At 39.3% G+C, this 18,328-nt stretch carries 18 protein-coding genes and 1 tRNA gene; 5 read left to right on the top strand and 14 right to left on the bottom strand.

Translation table 11 applies throughout. The features are described from left to right. Window positions 1–9: 9 nt before the first annotated feature. Window positions 10–1,071: a tyrosine-type recombinase/integrase gene (locus H0185_RS18055; protein ID WP_221874889.1), complete on the bottom strand. Its 1,062-nt coding sequence runs from the start codon at window positions 1,069–1,071 to the stop codon at window positions 10–12. Between the two features lie 165 nt (window positions 1,072–1,236). Further along, window positions 1,237–1,309, bottom strand: a tRNA-Val gene (locus H0185_RS18050). Window positions 1,310–1,528: 219 nt separating this feature from the next. On the opposite strand from H0185_RS18050, the gene H0185_RS18045 reads away from it, so the two are divergent. Further along, entirely contained in the window at window positions 1,529–1,750 is a 222-nt protein-coding gene (locus tag H0185_RS18045) for a WYL domain-containing protein (RefSeq protein WP_221874888.1), read from the top strand. A 37-nt stretch (window positions 1,751–1,787) separates the two neighbouring features. Here H0185_RS18045 and H0185_RS18040 read toward each other — a convergent pair whose 3' ends face one another. The 3 genes from H0185_RS18040 to H0185_RS18030 form a co-directional block, all read right to left on the bottom strand. Continuing rightward, window positions 1,788–3,746, bottom strand: a complete 1,959-nt coding sequence (locus tag H0185_RS18040) for a TRAP transporter permease (protein ID WP_221874887.1) — start codon at window positions 3,744–3,746, stop codon at window positions 1,788–1,790. Continuing rightward, the gene (locus tag H0185_RS18035; protein ID WP_221874886.1) at window positions 3,736–4,260 is read right to left on the bottom strand and encodes a DUF1850 domain-containing protein; all 525 of its coding nucleotides are present in this window, start codon (window positions 4,258–4,260) and stop codon (window positions 3,736–3,738) included. Before H0185_RS18035 ends, H0185_RS18040 begins: the two co-directional genes overlap by 11 nt. A gap of 237 nt (window positions 4,261–4,497) precedes the next feature. Continuing rightward, window positions 4,498–5,499, bottom strand: a complete 1,002-nt coding sequence (locus H0185_RS18030; RefSeq protein ID WP_221874885.1) for a TAXI family TRAP transporter solute-binding subunit — start codon at window positions 5,497–5,499, stop codon at window positions 4,498–4,500. 218 nt (window positions 5,500–5,717) lie between these two features. Here H0185_RS18030 and H0185_RS18025 point away from each other — a divergent pair, with 218 nt between their 5' ends. From H0185_RS18025 to H0185_RS18010, 4 genes are all read left to right on the top strand, one after another. Continuing rightward, window positions 5,718–6,446 carry an alpha/beta hydrolase gene (locus H0185_RS18025; RefSeq protein WP_221874884.1) on the top strand — a complete coding sequence of 243 codons (729 nt, stop codon included), beginning with the start codon at window positions 5,718–5,720 and terminating at the stop codon, window positions 6,444–6,446. A gap of 105 nt (window positions 6,447–6,551) precedes the next feature. Further along, window positions 6,552–7,061 carry a YjcG family protein gene (locus H0185_RS18020; protein WP_221874883.1) on the top strand — a complete coding sequence of 170 codons (510 nt, stop codon included), beginning with the start codon at window positions 6,552–6,554 and terminating at the stop codon, window positions 7,059–7,061. Window positions 7,062–7,067: 6 nt separating this feature from the next. After that, window positions 7,068–7,490 (top strand): GNAT family N-acetyltransferase, encoded by a 423-nt coding sequence (locus tag H0185_RS18015; protein WP_221874882.1) that lies wholly within the window; start codon window positions 7,068–7,070, stop codon window positions 7,488–7,490. 119 nt (window positions 7,491–7,609) lie between these two features. Next, complete coding sequence (locus tag H0185_RS18010; RefSeq protein WP_221874881.1) at window positions 7,610–9,907, top strand: ATP-dependent helicase; 2,298 nt, start codon at window positions 7,610–7,612, stop codon at window positions 9,905–9,907. A gap of 47 nt (window positions 9,908–9,954) precedes the next feature. On the opposite strand, the gene spoVIF is transcribed toward H0185_RS18010, so the two are convergent. The 9 genes from spoVIF to H0185_RS17965 form a co-directional block, all read right to left on the bottom strand. Next, the gene (spoVIF, locus tag H0185_RS18005) at window positions 9,955–10,212 is read right to left on the bottom strand and encodes a sporulation-specific transcription regulator SpoVIF (RefSeq protein ID WP_221874880.1); all 258 of its coding nucleotides are present in this window, start codon (window positions 10,210–10,212) and stop codon (window positions 9,955–9,957) included. Between the two features lie 301 nt (window positions 10,213–10,513). Further along, on the bottom strand, window positions 10,514–11,497 hold the full coding sequence (locus H0185_RS18000) for a quinone oxidoreductase family protein (protein ID WP_221874879.1): 984 nt from the start codon (window positions 11,495–11,497) through the stop codon (window positions 10,514–10,516). 16 nt (window positions 11,498–11,513) lie between these two features. Continuing rightward, the gene (locus H0185_RS17995) at window positions 11,514–12,293 is read right to left on the bottom strand and encodes an enoyl-CoA hydratase/isomerase family protein (RefSeq protein WP_221874878.1); all 780 of its coding nucleotides are present in this window, start codon (window positions 12,291–12,293) and stop codon (window positions 11,514–11,516) included. A 99-nt stretch (window positions 12,294–12,392) separates the two neighbouring features. Next, window positions 12,393–13,172 carry an SDR family NAD(P)-dependent oxidoreductase gene (locus H0185_RS17990; RefSeq protein ID WP_221874877.1) on the bottom strand — a complete coding sequence of 260 codons (780 nt, stop codon included), beginning with the start codon at window positions 13,170–13,172 and terminating at the stop codon, window positions 12,393–12,395. Window positions 13,173–13,192: 20 nt separating this feature from the next. Further along, a complete protein-coding gene (locus H0185_RS17985; RefSeq protein ID WP_221874876.1) occupies window positions 13,193–13,954 on the bottom strand; it encodes a 2-phosphosulfolactate phosphatase in 762 nt (253 codons plus the stop codon). A 126-nt stretch (window positions 13,955–14,080) separates the two neighbouring features. Beyond that, window positions 14,081–15,151 carry a phosphotransferase family protein gene (locus tag H0185_RS17980; protein WP_221874875.1) on the bottom strand — a complete coding sequence of 357 codons (1,071 nt, stop codon included), beginning with the start codon at window positions 15,149–15,151 and terminating at the stop codon, window positions 14,081–14,083. A 41-nt stretch (window positions 15,152–15,192) separates the two neighbouring features. Next, window positions 15,193–15,594: an acyl-CoA thioesterase gene (locus H0185_RS17975; protein ID WP_221874874.1), complete on the bottom strand. Its 402-nt coding sequence runs from the start codon at window positions 15,592–15,594 to the stop codon at window positions 15,193–15,195. 103 nt (window positions 15,595–15,697) lie between these two features. Further along, window positions 15,698–16,261: a TetR/AcrR family transcriptional regulator gene (locus tag H0185_RS17970; protein WP_221874873.1), complete on the bottom strand. Its 564-nt coding sequence runs from the start codon at window positions 16,259–16,261 to the stop codon at window positions 15,698–15,700. A gap of 145 nt (window positions 16,262–16,406) precedes the next feature. Continuing rightward, the gene (locus H0185_RS17965) at window positions 16,407–18,026 is read right to left on the bottom strand and encodes a long-chain-fatty-acid--CoA ligase (protein WP_221874872.1); all 1,620 of its coding nucleotides are present in this window, start codon (window positions 18,024–18,026) and stop codon (window positions 16,407–16,409) included. Window positions 18,027–18,328 lie beyond the last annotated feature (302 nt).

Here is an 18,328-nt window from a genome sequence, read left to right as displayed (position 1 = left end):
TCTTCCCCTTTACCTTTTGGTTTTTCGTTTTTGATTCAACTTTCCTGTTAATTGATTCAATGCGGAATGTCTATCATGTTGTTCTTTTAACGCTCGATTTGATAAGTGCGTGTATCTCATAACCATGCGCAAGTCTGAATGACCTAGTAACAATTGAAGGTGCCGAATATCACCGCCCGATTCAAGAAACATAGTTGCAGCCGTATGTCGAAATAAATGCGGGTGAACCCTTTTCTTGATTCCCGCCTTCTTGATGTAGTGCCGCCGCAACATATTTCGGAAGTGATTAGAAGTCAATCTTTCGCCGTAATTTGCGAGAAAAATATACTCACATTCGAATTCTTCAATTTCCTTGATAAGTTCCTTCAACAATTTCGCCGTTTGTTTCTGTATTGGAATAATTCGTGCCTTACGATTCTTTGCAATTGTCGCCCGAACTGTGATCGTGTTGTTTGAGAAATCAACGTCCGAAGTCTTCAAAGACAATGCTTCATTTATTCGCGTCATTGTGTCGATTAGTAACGTCATTAGAACATAATCACGAAATCCTGTGTAAGTCCGTTTGTCGGGCGCTTCAAGCAATACTTTCAATTCTTCCGCAGTCAATACGAGTATTTCAGTGTCTGTGTATTTGACACTGTTCACGGCTTCAAATGGATTCACGTCAACTTTGCCTTCTTCAACAAGGAATCGGAAAAATGTCCGCAATGTCTTCAAGTAATCGTTTGTCGTTTGCGGCGACAACCCTCTTTTCTTTGCGTAATCCGGTTTGAATTTATGTTTCTCGAATTGAACATAATCTTTGAGCAACCACGAAATATATTTTCGGACCAACCCAACGTCAATATTGCGGATATCTCGTCCTATGCCGTGAACGTCCAAATATTTGCAAAGGTTTCCGTAAATAAGCCGATACTTTTCAAGCGTTTGTTTTGCCCGTCCTTCCGCAAGCTTTACATCGTAATAGTTTTGGAATAATACGTCTAAGTCATTGTTGGATGGCGAAGAAACGCCGCTTCTGACGGTTTTGACCCGTTTCCATTTTCGCCTTTCCGAATGCTTTTCAGACAATAAAAAACACGCCCTTCCAGTACGAAATTTTCGTAATGAATGGACGTGTTATCTGTTTATTCGTATAGCGGTTATCGGTAACAAGTCTTCGTCAAGTCAACGAATCAAGTCAACGAAACAAAAAAGCCGCCAAACGCTGTAATGTCGCGCTTTGACGGCCGTTGATGATTCCGACTGGGATCGAACCAGCGACCTCTACCCTGTCAAGGTAGCGCTCTCCCAGCTGAGCTACGGAATCTTAATAGAATTTTCATTTATTCAGGACATTAATAAATATATAATGTTTTCTTCAAAATGTCAACACTTTTCACCATAGCGATTATCAGTGGTACTTCCGTAATTTACGTTCCAGAGATTTTTTCTTTTTAATGAATATAAGAACTAACGTTCGTATATAATAAGAATAAACTAAGTGTATTCATAAAGATTGATGAAAAAACGTAAAAGGAGCATCCTTATGCAGAATTTCTTGGTTAGGTCCATAAAGGACCAACAACTTGTCCAAATTATCTATCTTGATTCCAATCAAAAAATGACTCAGCGTATGGTTAAACCGTATGAAGTCACAGACCAACATCTGAAAGGTTTCTGCTATCTACGGAAGCAGATGCGACTTTTTGCAGTAGATCACATCCTAGCCGCTTCCCCGCTTAAACAAAAAATGAAGCGATTAAGTTAAAAAAAAGAAGCCCCTTAGAAAAAGGACTTCTTCTTAATTAGTTCGCTGGCTGTGTTTGACCATTTTTATCTCGTTTAAAGATTAATTGCAATGCAATTAGAACGATAAATAATCCTAGCCCAATAATATCGGTCATTCCCTCAGGATAAATCAACATTATTCCACAGACCAAACCAATAATTCTTTCAAACCAAGCCAGTGGTCTTATCCAGTACCCAATAACACCTGCTCCAATTGCCATCATTCCTGCAACTGCGGTGAAGACTACCCAAATCAGGTAATACCAAGTTGTATCAATCATCAATAGCTCTGGTGATAATACAAACATATACGGAATGATGAAGGCTGCAATCGCGAGCTTCGCTGAGTTAACACCAGTCCGTAATGGCTCGCCGCCGGATACACCAGCTGCAGCGAAGGCTGCAAGAGCAACAGGAGGAGTAATATCCGCAATAATTCCAAAATAAAAAACAAATAAATGTGCTGAAAGATCTGGTACTCCTAGTAAAATAATCGCTGGAGCTGCAATCGTAGAAGTAATAACATAGTTTGCCGTTGTCGGAGAACCCATTCCCAAGACAATCGCTGCAACCATTGTTAGCATTAATGTCGGGATTAGTACCCCTCCAGCAAGATCTAATAAACCGTTTGCTAATTTAAGACCTAAGCCTGTTTTTGTGACAACCCCTACAATGATTCCAGCCGCCGCAGTTGCTGCAGCCACACTCAAAGCAGTTCTTGCACCATCAACTAAAGCATCAATCGCATCCTTAATGCCGATTCTTGTATCCTTACGAATCAAGCTTACTAAAATGGTAATTAAAATCGACCATAATGCTGCACGCATGATACTCATACCGCTAACCATTAATAGAATAACTGCAAGAATTGGAAGCAATAGATAAATCTTTTTAAGGACTTCCTTGCGTTCAGGGAGCTCTTCGTCAGACATACCACGAAGACCTACTCGTTTAGCTTCAAAGTGGACCATAATCCATATACCAGTAAAATATAGCAATGCAGGGATTGTAGCCGCCTTAGCAATATCCCAGTAAGTAATTCCACCACCTATAAACTCAACCATTAAGAAAGCAGCAGCTCCCATAATAGGAGGCATTAACTGTCCACCAGTTGACGCAGCCGCTTCAACCGCACCAGCAAATTCCTTCCGATACCCCAGTTTTTTCATCATTGGGATCGTAAATGACCCTGATGTTACAACATTGGCAACAGAGCTCCCACTAATTGTACCCTGAAGAGCACTAGAGAAGATTGCTACTTTGGCAGGCCCACCAACTCTTTTTCCTGCTAATGAGACAGCAAGATCATTAAAATATTGACCAACTCCTGTCTTTACGAGAAAAGCACCAAATAGCAAGAAGAGAAAAATGAATGTAGAAGATACCCCAAGAGGCGTACCTAAAATCCCTTCAGTTGTATAGAACATCGTCTGTATAAGTGTATCCAAATCTAGCCCACGGTGCGCTAAGAATCCCGGCATATATGGTCCATATAAAGCATAAACCATAAACACCGTAGCAATGATTGTAATTGGTAATCCGACTGTCCTTCTTGTTGCCTCAAGAACCAGTAGAATCGCTGCCAAACCTATAAAATAATCGACTTCAGTCAGACGACCTACTCTGTTGACTAACTCATCAATCATTAAAGGCCAGTAAGCACCTACTGCCACACCCAAAATGGCTAGCACAATATCATACCAGGCTACCTTCGCCTTGTGGAGGTTCTTTTTCCTCATTGGAAAAAGTAAAAAGATTAGTGCTAACGCAAAGCCTAAGTGAATCGAGCGCTGGATTTGTGCTGTATAAACCCCAAAAATTGCCGTATAAAGCTGGAATAACGAAAAAGCCAACAGGCCAATAAAGACAATCCAACCCATAATTCCTTTCAATTTCCTTGTCGCAGCCTCAGGGTCAAATTTTTCTAATAGCTCCTGTTGTTTTTCCTGCGACAATGTCCCCTCATTAGTTGTCAAGGATGTCAACTCCTCTCATTTGTTGTATAGCATTTAATTTTTTTATTTGAACCTTTACTCTTGTTCCAGGTTCGATATATTCCGCTAACGGATATGCCTTTTCTTTATATAGGAGAGTATGATTGGCCCTAACTTGACCAACGCGCAATACAAAGGAAGGAAAATCTCTTTTCATATTTTTAATATAGTACTTCCCATCTTTGGCTTCAAAAATCTCTCCATCAGAAGCAGCTGATGGCATTCCAATTGCGTAGTTTTCATATTCTAATTCATACTGCCTAATGTTGCCTTGTTTTGTCACACGATAACTTTCAATGACATCTGTTAAATGGATTGAATGTTTATATTTTATCTTAAAGCTATCACCTGTTTCCAGAGGAACATAGGTAATGGCCGAGTTATTTTCGATTTGTAAAAATACAAGAGCTTGTTTATAAGGAATAACCAAAGTTATGATGATGAATATTACGGTGAGGAGGAACAGAACGAAGTTGAGTTTTTTACTAACAAACATATAGCTACCGCCTATCCAATTCCTCGTAAAGAGGGCACTAAGATATTGCCGTGTTAAACGTATATTGATATAAATCAACAACATCATGAACAAAGCTAATTTAATATAAGGAAAGGGCTACAGATGTATTTAGTCTATTTTTTACTTTTATAGAAAAACTCGCTTTTAAGGTGAATTGACCGGGCATAATAGCCTCTTTTAAGGCTCTATGTCCGGTCAATTGTTTTCTACTCTACTCTATTCAGCCGTAATTCCCTTTTCATCAAAATACTTTTGAGCTCCTGGGTGAACATCAATTCCTACACCATTTAGAGCTTTGTCCGCACTAATTTGTTCTGCTTTTGCATGGGTAACTTGGTCAAGGTTCTCGAAGATCGACTTTGTTACATCATAAACAACTTGCTCTGAAAGATCAGATTTTACTACAAGCATTGCTTGGACTGCAACAGTTGGAACAGCTGAGCCAAGTTTATATGTTCCTGATGGTACTTCATCTTTTGTATAGTATGGATACTTTTCAATTAATGCTTCAGCTTTATCTGCTTCAACCGGAACAATCACAACAGTTTCTGTTGCTGAAAGCTGTTCAACTGCAGCTGTAGGTGTACCTGCAGTAACGAAAGCTGCATCAATGTTTCCATCCTGAATTCCACTTACAGACTCATCAAAGCTTAAATCTTGCTTTTGGATGTCATCTAAAGTAAGTCCATGTACTTCAAGAATTTGCTCTGCATTCGCGGCAGTACCAGATCCTGGTGCACCGATGGAAACCTTTTTCCCTTTTAAATCTTCAACTGTTTTAATCCCTGTTTTTTCGGTTGTAACAATTTGAATTGTCTCAGGGTAAAGTGTCCCGATTGCTTGAATATTGTCAACCGCATTTCCTTCAAACATTAGTTTTCCTTCAGATGCATAAGAAGCAATATCTGTTTGAGTGAAAGCAATTTCTGCCTTACCGTCTTTGATGGATTGCATATTTTCTGCAGAGGCACCAGTTGTTTCAGCTGTTGTATCGATGCCTGTTCCGTCTGTAACAATTTTAGCGAACGCCCCACCTAGTGGGTAATACGTTCCACCAGTTCCACCTGTTAGGATACTCATAAATTTAGGTGCATCCTCTTTTGCTTTTTCATCAGTGTCTGAGCCACCTTCATCATTTCCACCACCACTACATGCAGCAAGAAACAATGAGAGCGCCAACATTAAAATCGTAAATAAAAGAAACTTTCTTTTTTTCATTTCATATCCCCCTTTTGGTCATAAAGATACTCCCCTATATTCTATCATACATATTAACAGCTTTGTCAATTTAAACTATTGACATATCCCTCAACACACTCTCTTCAATCAATACTATATATATATATGAAAAAAGTGAGCATCCTATTTCTATTTTGGGTATATCATATGCTAAGATTCTCTCATTGAAGCGTTTAAAGAAGGAAAGGAGGGGTCCGATGGAATACCCAAAAGGGTCAATAGAAGAATTAAATGTGTTCAGCTATGCTTTGGGAGAAGAAATGACCTTGCTCGTTTATACACCTGCATCGTTTTCACCCTTAAATAAATATACGCTCTTGATAGCCCAAGATGGGAAGGACTACTTCCAATTAGGTAGAATCGGGCGTGTCGTCGATGAACTGCATGCAAATAAAGAAATTGAAAACCTTATTATAGTTGGGATTCCGTATGCATCCGTGGAAGACCGAAGGCGGAAATACCACCCTGAAGGTAGTCAGCAAGAAGCCTATATCCGTTTTCTCGCCCATGAGCTTGTCCCTTTTCTTGACAAAGAATATCCTACCATACAAATTGGGATGGGTAGGGCGCTAATTGGAGATTCTCTTGCCGCTACTGTTTCTTTCATGGCTGCACTTGAATATCCTAATACTTTTGGTCATGTTATACTCCAGTCTCCGTTTGTCGATGAAAGTGTTTTGCAACACGCTAGAAAGTATAATAATGCTGAACTTATAAACATTTATCATACGATTGGAACTGAAGAAACCAAAGTTAAGACAACTGACAATCGAGTAAAGGACTTCTTAACACCCAATCGGGAGCTCTCAGAATTTTTGCAAACGAAGGGCGGTCTCTATCATTATCATGAGTTTGAAGGTGGCCACTTTTGGACACACTGGCAGCCAGATATAAAGAGTGCGTTAAAGAAAATGTTTTCAAAATAGAGGGATTTTTCTATACTTTGAGAAATTTGTTATAATGACAAAAAAACCTCTATCAACTACTTAGTTGTTGGTAGTAGGATTTATTTTAGAATTGGAGGTTTTGTTATGAGGTTTGGTGTCGTGATCTTCCCATCTAAAGAAATTCAAGACTTTGCAAATTCCTATAGAAAACGCTATGACTCGAACTATGCTTTAATCCCCCCCCATCTAACAATTAAATCTTCGTTTGAGGAAACAAGGGTAGGCATCCAAGATATTGCAAAAAAAATTTATGAAATTGCAAAAGACTTTCGCCCCGTTTCGCTACGAATTTCAAAATTTAGTTCTTTTGCACCCGTAAACAATGTCATATATTTAAAAGTAGAACCCTCAGAAGAATTAGAGAAACTGCATAACGATCTAAAGCTTAATTTTGCTAGTGAACAGGAATATAGTTTTGTTCCTCACATCACAATCGCTCAAAACCTATCAGATGATGAGCATTCTGATGTATATGAATCTTTGCGCATGAATAAAGTTAGCTTTGAAGAAAGTGTTGATCGTATGCATCTACTTTATCAATTAGAAAATGGTTCTTGGACAGTATACGAAACATTTCGCTTTGGAAAGGAATAAGGACAAATGGAAGTAAAAGTTGTAAGCAATGAAAAAGAATTAACTGATGCGTTTAATGTAAGGAAAAAAGTTTTTGTTGACGAGCAGAAAGTCCCTGAAGAAGAAGAAATAGACCAATTCGAAGAAGCCGCTGCTCATTTTATTCTTTATCAAAACGGGGAACCTGCTGGCGCTGGGCGCTTTCGCCTCGTGGATGATCTCGGAAAAGTAGAACGAATTTGTGTTTTAGCTTCACAACGCGGTACTGGTGCTGGGAAAGCAATCATGAATAAAATTGAACAACATGCCAAATCCCAGGGGATTAAAGCCTTGAAGCTAAATGCTCAAACACATGCCATTCCTTTCTATAACAACCTTGGCTATGAAGTCATTTCAGATGAATTTCTCGATGCCGGCATTCCTCATAAAACAATGAAAAAGAGTATATAATTAAGGGCCCTTTTTAGGGTCCTTTTTTATTCATATACACATTTTCCTATTTTTTATTTCACTAAGATTCTGTTATGATAGAGTCTGTCTAATTTTTGATCTAAAAAAGAGGGAATTCTATGAAGACCGCTTTCTATAAAAATAGTTTGATAAACCTTGACATATTAAATCGAGAAGATTACCAGAAGCTTTATGAAGATGGAAAAAAAGGGTTAGTAACCTGTTCATCATGTGGGGAGCAGGTTCGGTTGTATCTTGGAATCCAACGCCCCCCTACTTTCTATCATCACCTTGATAGAAATTCGTTTTGTGACGATCCTTTAGTAGAGTCACCTTCAGGTTCAGAAGAAGAAGAAGACCAGTATGTAGAACGGGACGGTTTTCGACTCCCTAAATCGAGAAATATTATTACCGCAGAGCCCAAAGCCTCCTACAAGACTGCTCAAGCACTTAAAATTTTACAACCATTTACCAAGCAAAAGCCAAATTCACCAAAACAATCTAATGGATATATGAAGCAACTATATCGTGCTGGAGTCCAATTTGATGAAAATCAAGAAAAGGCCGTAACTAGTACTCAGGGACCATTGCTTATCCTTGCCGGTGCGGGGAGTGGCAAAACACGTGTCCTCACGGCAAGGACTGCCTATATGCTCGTTGAGCAAAATATTGCCCCTAACCGATTGATGCTGGTAACGTTCACAGCAAAAGCTGCAGCAGAAATGAAAAAGCGCCTGATCGGTTACCCTGGTTTAACCTCTGGACAGATTAACAGCATTGTTTCTGGTACCTTTCATAGCATTTTTTATAAAATATTGCTTCATCATGATCGTGAAAGATGGTCCGGGGAGCATCTTCTAAAAAAAGACTGGCAACGCGAGCAAATTGTTAAAGAAGCCGGCAGAAAATTAGGGCTTGATGATAAAGAATTTGCTTACGACCTAGCTCTCCAACAAATTGGTCTATGGAAAAACACGTTACAGGCCCCACAACAGGTAACTCCCGAAACAGCTTGGGAAGAAAAAGTCGCTTTGTTATATAAGGATTATGAAAAAGTTAAAGCGAACAATGGCGTATTTGATTTTGATGATATGCTGATTGGTTGCTATCAGTTGTTCATAAACCAGCCTCATTTGCTTGAGCAATATCAAAACCGTTTTGATTATTTCCTAATTGACGAGTTTCAAGATATTAACAAGGTACAGTATGAATTAATAAAAATGCTCTCTTTAAGAACTCATAACGTATGTGCTGTAGGGGATGACGACCAATCCATTTACGCTTTCCGTGGTAGCGATCCCTCGTACCTCCTTAAATTCGAAAAAGAATTTCCAGGTACAAAAATGGTAATCCTGAATCAAAATTATCGTTCTCCACATGAAATAGTTGAAACGGCGAATACGATTATCGCTGCTAACCAGCAACGCCATAAAAAAGAAATGAAAGCACAATACGCTCTCTCCGTTCAACCAATGATTTTTTATCCTTATGACGAAGAAGAAGAGGCAACGATGATTTTGACGGATATTCAGGAAAAAATTGAGAATGGTGCAAAGCCTGAAAACTTCGCGATTCTTTTTCGGACGAATACGGCAAGCAGGGCAGTGTTTGAACGACTTGCAGCTTCTAGCCTCCCCTTTAAAATGGATCAAGATGTAGAGTCCTTCTATGAACGGTTTATGGTTAGGGGAGTCTTGTCTTTTTTCCGATTAAGCCTTAATGAAGATGATTCGGAAGCAATTAAAAACATTCTCCCGTCTCTTTTCCTAAAACAGTCTGTTTTCAGAGATTTACAAGCAGAGAGTATTTTAAAAGATTGTTCCATGCTTGAAGCACTTTCTCATGTTAAAACTGGTTTTGCCTTCCAGGAGCAAAAATTAAAAAAACTTGTCAATATTGTCCGCTCGTTATCCTCAACACCCCCTCTTCAAGCCATTGAAAAGGTTGAAAAAGAGCTTGGGTACCAAGATTTTATTAAAAAACGTGGGAATGAGGGAAACAAGCTAGAGAAAGGCTCCGATGATATCCGTGACCTTAAGGTTGCTGCTCGTCCCTTCTCGACCATCATGGAATTAATCGAACATGCAAATCATATGAGTGCCATGAACCGCGAAATAAAAGCGCTAGGGAAGAAAATGGACAATGCGATTATTTTAAGTACGATTCACCGTTCCAAAGGGCTTGAATACCAGAATGTCTATGTACTTGGAGCTGTCGATGGCAGTATCCCGCATGATTTTTCTTTAGATTCGTATCGTAACGGTGACCCACAACCGTTAGAAGAAGAGCGTCGGCTTTTATATGTTGCGGTGACAAGGGCAATGGAGCGGCTATATCTTTCTGTCCCACAGTATAGACGAGGAAGAAAAGCCAATCCCTCCCGTTTTTTATCGATATTGAAAAAAGAACATAAGTAGCCCAAACAGGACCCCTATTTACAGAAGAGGGTCCTGTTTTTCGTTTGCTATTTTTTATTATTCAGCATTTTAGAAATCTGGTTCATATCAAGCTGTTTTCCGTCTTTAACGATGGACTCAACAATTTTATCTTCCATTTCTCTAGATACTGGTTTATTCGCAATTTGCGATACTCTACGGATGACACCACGAACGGTGTGCTCATCTTTAAAGTTGGCATTTTGGAGAGAATTCGCTAAATCAAGGATATCCTTCATGTTTACACCTGTTTTCTTTTCAATGCCTTTAAAAAATTGATTATCCATTAACCATCACGCCCCTTTTTGAACTACTCTTATTCTATGAAAGAGGTTCAAATTGGTGAAAAAAGAATCATGAATGTACTTTATCCCAGGACTAGTGGTAGCCAACAGAACAATATTCAAGGAATCAAACAGAAAAGAGCCACAAGGATAAAAGAAGTCCTTATGGCTCTTATGAATGAATATTACTCATTAACTACTATGTTGCTTTACCGACAAATAGAACAACGCATGTTTATCTAACAATTTAGTGCATGGATACACTCGTTGCTCTAGAATCGGAGCAATATTTATTTAGAAGACCTTATTGATTTATAGGCTCTAAGATTAACTTTCCAGTGGTCTTTCTCCCCTGTAGCAATGTGTGTACCTCTCTTGCTTGCTCTAGAGGGAAAGTGCCACCTATTGTCAGCTTTAACTTGCCTTCAATCACATATTGGAAAATTTCCTGAATACTTGGCAACAGAATTTCCGGTCTCCTCATAATTTGAGGAAGGAAAAATCCGATTACTGATTGATTTCTTGCCATTAAAGAAGCTGGGTTAAAATTACTTTGCTCTCCACTCGCTACGCCAAAGACAACAAGTCTACCAAATGGAGCTAGACATTTTAGCGTTTTATAGAAGACATCTCCCCCAGCCATTTCTAACGCAACATCGACCCCTTTTTTCCCTGTCGCTTCACGAACCTGCTGTTCCCAGCCTTCCTCCGTATAGTTGATTAAAACATCTGCCCCCATTTCACGAGCTAGTTCTAATTTTTCAGGCGTACTAGCAGTAGCAATTACTTTCCCAGCACCGAAGATTTTTGCAAGTTGTACGGCAATGGTCCCTACTCCACCTGCTGCAGCATGAACCAAAACTGTTTCACCTTTTTCAAGTCTTCCCATAGTCTTTAAGACATGATAGGCACTTAACCCTTGTAAAGGCAAAGCAGCTGCTGTACTATAGTCAATCTGATCTGGTAGTGGGATTAACCCTCTTTCGTCGGCTAAGGTATATTCTGCATAGCCCCCAGACTCAAGTAAGGTTACGACCCTTGTCCCAGGTGTTACGCTTGTTACTTCTTCTCCCACCTCAACGACAACTCCTGCAACCTCTGCTCCTGGAATATATGGAAGTGGTGTAGGCACCACATATTGTCCTTCACGTCTTGCCGTGTCCGCATAGTTCACCCCAACCGCATGAACTTCAATGACTACATTTCGTCCAGTAGCAACTGGCCTTTCAACATCAATGGTATTTAAAACCTCTGGACCGCCGTATTCCTTGAATTGTATTGCCTTCATCACAAATCTCCCCCAACTATTTTCCTGTAAAAACAGGTCTTCTTTTCTCTTTAAAAGCAGCTACCCCTTCCTGATGGTCTTCGGTTGCAATCATCATCGTCTGGGTAATTCTTTCTTGTTCTAACATTTCATCAAGTGTAGCCGTAAGTGAATGATCTATTAGCTTCTTCATCATTCCATACGCACGACCTGGACCAAATGCTAGATTAGTAGCAAGTTTCAGTGTTTCTTCACGTAGTAGATCAGCAGGAACTAGTTCATTTATAACGCCTAGCTCGTACATACGCTTAGCAGATACTGGCTCTCCGCTGAAAAAGAATTGTTTTGCCAAATGAGGACCTACTAGGCGAGGTAAGAAGTAAGCTCCACCTCCATCAGAAATTAGTCCAACTTTTGAGAAACTGAGTGCAAACTTACTATCCTCAGCGGCAATGATTAGATCACATGCAAGTGCTAAATTAAAACCGGCTCCCGCAGCGAAGCCATGTACAGCTGCAATAATTGGCTTCTCCGTATTTCTCATCGTTAAAATTAACTCATTTAATCTCCCAATATGGTCATAGGCATGTGTAGCCGTTCTGTCTCCCATTGTCTTTACATCTCCACCTGCACTAAATGATCTCCCCGCTCCAGATAAGACAATGACCTTCACTTCTGGGTCAGTTTGCGCATCTTTAATAGAATTTGTCAGGCCAAGTATCATATCTGGGCTGAAAGCATTTAGACTCTCTGGACGATTAAGGGTTAAAGAAAGAACTGAATTTTCCTTGCTAATTAATAAATCTTCTCTACTCATGGTCATTTCCCCTTTATTTTTTAATTAAGAATTTTTCTAAAATAACTTTTCAACTGTTAAAATGATTTAACGGTTTATAGCATTCTAGACGCTATAAACCTATTTAATTAACCAGCCACCATCAGCAAGTACATCTGAACCTGTCATATAGGAAGCTTCGCTTGATGCGATAAATGAAATAATATTCGCGATTTCCTCTGCTTTCCCTACTCTTTGAAGAGCTGTGTTACGCTCAATGGCTTTCAAAAATTTATCATTTTGCAGGCCTCTCTCCGTAAGCGGCGTTTCAATAAAACCCGGCGATACAGAGTTCACTCTAATCCCGTATTGGGCAAATTCAAGGGCTAAAGATTTAGTTAAATTGATTACCGCTGCTTTAGCTGAGCTATAATGAGGGATTTGTGCCCCTGCCTGATGCCCTGAAAGTGAGGCAACATTTACAATGGCTCGATTATCGTTTCCCCTTGTTCGGGCTGCTCCTTTGGCCATTAAACCTCCTAGAACTTTTGCTGTCAGAAAAACGCTCTTCAAGTTAACGGATTGAACATAGTCCCAATCCTTAACATCCATATCGAGAATCTTTCCTTGGCTCGAGACACCAGCATTATTGATTAAAATATGGAAATCTCCATATTGTTCTTCAATATATTGGGCAAGCTCAACTAAGTCTTCCTCATCTGTCACATCAGCAGGAAAGATTTCAGCAGCTGGAATCCTCATTGGTTGGTTGATTTCTCTGGCGGCTGTCTCTAACTTGGACCTAGTTCTCCCAACAAGAATAACCTTTGCTCCCTCACTAGCAAGCCGTGCCGCTGCTGCCTTCCCAATTCCGCTACCTGCTCCAGTAATTACTGCAACACAATCTGCAAACCTAGTCATCTCTTTCCCCACCTCTTTATCTAATTATTTGTTTTTACTTCTATCCCTTTACCTGAGCAAACTACTTTTCCATCTTTGAGAATCGGAACAAGATCAATTGCCCCCTTTTCAGCAGCTAATTGCAGGTCTTCCTCTCCCTCATGTCGAGTAAACATCCGACCAACGAAAGAATCAGCTAAGGTTTGCTTTGAAGCTTCCACCCTACCTTGATAAAACATCAGTGCAGCTAGCGCAGAATCCGTTAATTCGTACTCTTCTCGTTGATTTCCTACGAGACATTGAATGAAATGACCTGCACCATAAAAGTCCTCTAAGCTGAACCCAGTAGAATTTCCAGAACAAACCACGACAATTGTTTCAGCTTCCTTTTCCTTCTGAATAGCCTTTGCTACATATGGATTATTCACCAAAGCCGCAATAAAGACTTTCGTCGCACCAGCAGACTTTCGAAGTGCAACTGTGCCATTTGTTGTCGATAGAATTAAAGTTTTATCTTTAATCATTTTGCTAATAAGCGTTGGACTAGGGTATACGAAACCATCAATCGGTTTTGCTTCATATTCCCCTGCGATGACGCAATCATTTGCCGGAATCGCTTTTGCAACTTCAAGGGCTTCTTCGCTATTCATAACCGGGATTACTTCTTTGGCCCCGTTATGTAGTGCTGATGTTATGGTTGTTGTCGCAAGCAATACATCGAGAACCACAGCTATTTTTTTTCCTGATTCTATTTTCTCTTCATTTAGTTCTTCCTTCTTAAGCAGAAGGTGGATTTTTTGCATTTCTACACCTCTTGTTTTATTTATTCATGTCGGAATCTAGCAAACTATTTTTATCATACCTGTGTAAAACGTGGATGTTGATTTCCGCTCAATTCCATGGATTGGAAAATCAAACACAGCGGTTTTCTATTTACTAAAAGCTACATGAGTCCCATACATAATCAAGTTGCGGACCGTCTCGTCAAAGTTGGCAAACCTTGTATCATTTGTTTGTCCTTTTTTATAGCGGTAATAAATTTGTTGAAGAATAACCGCGAGTTTAAAGTAAGCAAACGTTAAATAAAAGTTGATATCTGTTACATCACGTCCGCTCTTCTTTGCATATCTTTCTATGAATTCATTCCTTGATAAGAATCCTGGATTAACTGTAACAGAGGGTTTACTAAATCCTTTTTTCAACATATCTGGGTCATCCTCTTGTAACCAATAGCCAAGAGCAACCCCCAAATCAGCAAGTGGATCTCCAACAGTGGTCATTTCCCAATCAAATAAACCAACCATTTCCGTTAATTCAGGGTTAAACATGGCATTGTTTAATTTATAATCATAATGAATAATGGCTGCTTCGTGTTTTTTTGGACTGTGTTTGGCTAACCACTGTGTTAAGATATCTGCTTCTTTAATATCATCTGTTTTTGCTCGTTCATAACGACCAATCCATCCGTGAACTTGTCGTTCCATAAATCCTTCTGGTTTTGATATTTCTCCAAGTTTTGTTTTTCGATAATCAATCGAATGTAATTCTGCCAAACGATCGACCATTATCTCAGATACCCGCCTGCAATTTTCCTCCGTAGGAGTAATTGACTCTGGAAAAGTAGTGTCTAAGACAACTCCATGTTTTCGTTCCATAATTTGAAACGGGCTTCCTACGACAGTAAGATCATTTGAAAATAAAATAGGATTGGGGGCTGGGGAGAACAGCGAGTGAATTTCTGAAATGATTTTATGTTCCCTTTCCATATCATGGGCTTTAGGGGCAACCGGTCCCAACGGCGGTCTCCTGAGAACGGCCTCCCAATCTCCTATTTTTAATTGATACGTTAAATTTGAGTGCCCTGCAGAGAATTGCCTAACCTCTAGTCTTTCATATGGAAGTCCATCAATATTTTTCCTTAAAAACCACTCAAGGGTCGTGACATCTAACTCCTCCCCTTTTCGCACTGGAATCGTATCTTCACCTATTTTTTGACGCATATAACCGCTCCTCCCACTTAATTTAAAGAAGATTCAGTCTCTTATTGACTGACGAAGTGCTGTGTTAATTGCTCTCTTATGTCTTCTGGTATCTGACTACTTTTCTGCAGTTCAAAATCAAAATAAACCATGACAGCGTTTCCTTTTGCGACAAGTTCTCCAGTCTGACTACATATAATCTCATGTATGAGCTCAAAACTTTTTGTTCCCACTTTTGATACATATGTTTTGATTGCAAGAACTTGATTAAAAAAACCTTGATTAATAAAATCAAGCTTTGTTGAAGCAAGGATAAAATTCCAATATTCTACATTCATATCAAATCCCAGCGCTTCTATAAACCGAATCCTCGCTTCCTCAAGGTAAATAAAGTAGCTTGTATTATTTACATGCCCTAAAGCATCGGTTTCACCAAATCTCACGGTTACTTGTATTTCTTCCACCCAGCCACCTCCTCTCATATCATATCCAGTTTTAATACTGACCAGTTGGTATGTTTTAGACATAAATAAGCGGAAGAACCTGTCTCCCCCGCCTTATTTTTTTTTACCTAGCTACCCCATTTAAGATCATATCTACAAAAATATCAGACACTTCCCTGGCACTTTTGCTTCCATTAGGCTTGAACCACTGATAACTCCAGTTCGTAACACCAAGTACTCCTAATGCTATGATGGGCGCATTCAAATGTTCTTTGAATTCCCCTTTATCAATGCCTTCTTTGATCAATTGTTCAATATTAATCCGAAATTGATCGCGGATTGGAATGATTTTTTCAAGATGCTCTGGTTTTAGATTTTTCATTTCACGAAAGAAAATTTTGGCACTAGGACCTTGACTGTCAATATTCCCAATCAGCATGTATACAATCTCTGCTAGCTTTTCCTTACAGTTATTCTGCTCGTTATAAAGGATTTTTTCTTGGGCCTCCACAAGGTTTTTAATATATTTTATATGGATGTCCATGAGCAATTCTTCTTTGCTGGAAAAGTAGTAGTAATACGTACCTTTTGTAACACCTAAAGAATCAACAATATCCTGGATAGATGTTTCAGTAAAACCTTTTTTCTCAAAAAGGCGAATGCTTTGTTCGGTTATTTTTTCTTTCACGCTATACAGCCTCACAATCTTCCTATATTATGAGAAAAATTATACCACAACAGCATTCGCCCTAGCCTATTTAATCACTCCGGGTAACAATAATCTTGGTTAAACAGAAGATTATTGCTAATAACCATCAACGTGCATACGTTTTTTACTTGTTGTTACTTTTAACTTCATCTCTCAAAGCTCTACGCAATATTTTTCCGACTGCAGTTTTTGGGAGTTCTTTACGAAACTCAACAATAGACGGAACTCTATATGCTGCCATATTATCCTTGCAATATTTAATGATTTCTTCCTCAGTCGCTGCTTTCCCCGCCTTTTGTACAATTACAGCTTTAACGGTTTCCCCACGATATGGGTCTGGAACGCCAATAACTACAGCTTCCTGAACGGAAGGATGTTCATAGAGAACCTCCTCAACATCACGTGGATAAATATTGTATCCACTGGCGATGATCATATCTTTTTTCCGATCAACAATATAAAGATACCCTTCTTCATCTACTCTCCCTATATCACCTGTATAGAGCCAACCATTCTTCAAGGTCGCAGCTGTCTCTTCTGGCATATTCCAATACCCTTTCATTACTTGGGGACCTTTAATAATGATTTCACCAAGTTCACCTACTGGAACTTCCGTCTCACCATCAGCTAGGTCAACAATTTTGTAATCTGTAGATGGAACCCCTATTCCGACACTGCCTGGTTTCCTGTCTGCAAAATGTGGATTACAATGGGTCGTCGGAGAAGCTTCAGATAAGCCATAACCTTCTAGGATTTTCGAACCAGTTTTCCCTTCAAACTCCTTCAACAACTCAACAGGCATTGGGGCACTGCCACTGTTACATGTTCGAATACTATCAATTCCGTACTTTTCTGCATTTGGATGATTGGTAATCGCTACATACATCGTTGGGACACCTGGGAAAATGCTTGGTTGTTCTTGTTTAATGGTATTAAGTACCTCTTCAAGTTCAAACCTTGGAAGCATAATCGACTCTGCAGCTGTAAAGATTGATAGATTCATACAGGACGTCATCCCAAAAACATGAAATAGCGGAATAACCGTCAGAATTTTTTCTTGGGCAATTTTCATTTCATCTTTAAAAAACTCGTAGCATTGAAACACATTTGCAAAAATATTCCGATGCGTCAACATTGCTCCCTTAGAGCGCCCTGTTGTCCCTCCTGTATATTGAAGAATAGCAACATCATGTTCAGGCTCAATTTCCACTGGAGTAAATGATTGTGTAGCACTTGCCAAGAAGCTTTCAAATGTATAATCTGAATCAAAACTCTGTCCCGAAGGTTGTAGGCTGACGACGATTACATTCTTCACACTCGTATTTTCTTGAACATTCTTCACCTTTGGATATAGCGCATCTAAAACAATGATTGTTTCTGTCCCCGAATCGTTTAAGATATATTCAAGTTCTCGTTCCACAAGCATCGGATTGATCTGGGTAACAATCCCACCCGAAGAAAGAATTCCATAATAACTAATAACATATTGAGGGCAATTTGGTAGCATAATTGCAACCCGCTCTCCTTTTTGCACACCTTTCGATTGGAGGGCAGCTGCAAAACCTAAGACCCCACCTTGAAGTTCCCGGTACGTTAATTTCCTACCAAAAAAGGATAACGCTTTATGATCTGGGTACTTTGCGACAGTTTCTCCCAGCATCTCAGGTAGAGACTTCTTTGGAATTTCTAGATCCTTTGCAACATTTTCAGGATAAAGGTCTAACCATTTCTTTCTCTGACTCATACTCCTACCTCCCAATTTCGATTCGAAAAAAACACATCTTTTTGTTTAAGTCCTATAAATATGGCTTCTATAAACACCTTTGAACACGCTTTCATTTGTGGAGAAAAAGCACTCCAAGACTACTCCAAAGTAACCTTTACCAACCAGTTAGTATGCATATATAGTATAAGTATACTTGATTCTTTGAAATATTCAACCTCAATTCTAAAAATTCTAAAAATTGAGGTTTTTCGAATTAGCTTTCAAAAGCTATAAATTTTATGAAAAAGCAATCGAGTAGGAGGGGGTGACTAACCCCCGAC

The sequence above is a fragment of the Mesobacillus maritimus genome (assembly GCF_019749255.1).
Classification (GTDB): Bacteria; Bacillota; Bacilli; order Bacillales; family Cytobacillaceae; genus Mesobacillus_B; species Mesobacillus_B maritimus_A.
The sequence above is the reverse complement of the archived record's forward strand: the minus strand, read 5'-3'. Positions and strand labels throughout refer to the sequence as shown.

What these genes read in the sequence shown, in the direction of transcription:
- spoVIF (WP_221874880.1), bottom strand. Translation starts at nt 10,212, where the DNA reads ATGGATAATCAATTTTTTAAAGGCATTGAAAAGAAAACAGGTGTAAAC.
- H0185_RS18000 (WP_221874879.1), bottom strand. Translation starts at nt 11,497, where the DNA reads ATGAAGGCAATACAATTCAAGGAATACGGCGGTCCAGAGGTTTTAAAT.
- H0185_RS18030 (WP_221874885.1), bottom strand. Translation starts at nt 5,499, where the DNA reads ATGAAAAAAAGAAAGTTTCTTTTATTTACGATTTTAATGTTGGCGCTC.
- H0185_RS17995 (WP_221874878.1), bottom strand. Translation starts at nt 12,293, where the DNA reads ATGAGTAGAGAAGATTTATTAATTAGCAAGGAAAATTCAGTTCTTTCT.
- H0185_RS18020 (WP_221874883.1), top strand. Translation starts at nt 6,552, where the DNA reads ATGAGGTTTGGTGTCGTGATCTTCCCATCTAAAGAAATTCAAGACTTT.
- H0185_RS17985 (WP_221874876.1), bottom strand. Translation starts at nt 13,954, where the DNA reads ATGCAAAAAATCCACCTTCTGCTTAAGAAGGAAGAACTAAATGAAGAG.
- H0185_RS17990 (WP_221874877.1), bottom strand. Translation starts at nt 13,172, where the DNA reads ATGACTAGGTTTGCAGATTGTGTTGCAGTAATTACTGGAGCAGGTAGC.
- H0185_RS18025 (WP_221874884.1), top strand. Translation starts at nt 5,718, where the DNA reads ATGGAATACCCAAAAGGGTCAATAGAAGAATTAAATGTGTTCAGCTAT.
- H0185_RS18015 (WP_221874882.1), top strand. Translation starts at nt 7,068, where the DNA reads ATGGAAGTAAAAGTTGTAAGCAATGAAAAAGAATTAACTGATGCGTTT.
- H0185_RS18010 (WP_221874881.1), top strand. Translation starts at nt 7,610, where the DNA reads ATGAAGACCGCTTTCTATAAAAATAGTTTGATAAACCTTGACATATTA.
- H0185_RS17965 (WP_221874872.1), bottom strand. Translation starts at nt 18,026, where the DNA reads ATGAGTCAGAGAAAGAAATGGTTAGACCTTTATCCTGAAAATGTTGCA.
- H0185_RS18045 (WP_221874888.1), top strand. Translation starts at nt 1,529, where the DNA reads ATGCAGAATTTCTTGGTTAGGTCCATAAAGGACCAACAACTTGTCCAA.
- H0185_RS18035 (WP_221874886.1), bottom strand. Translation starts at nt 4,260, where the DNA reads ATGTTTGTTAGTAAAAAACTCAACTTCGTTCTGTTCCTCCTCACCGTA.
- H0185_RS17980 (WP_221874875.1), bottom strand. Translation starts at nt 15,151, where the DNA reads ATGCGTCAAAAAATAGGTGAAGATACGATTCCAGTGCGAAAAGGGGAG.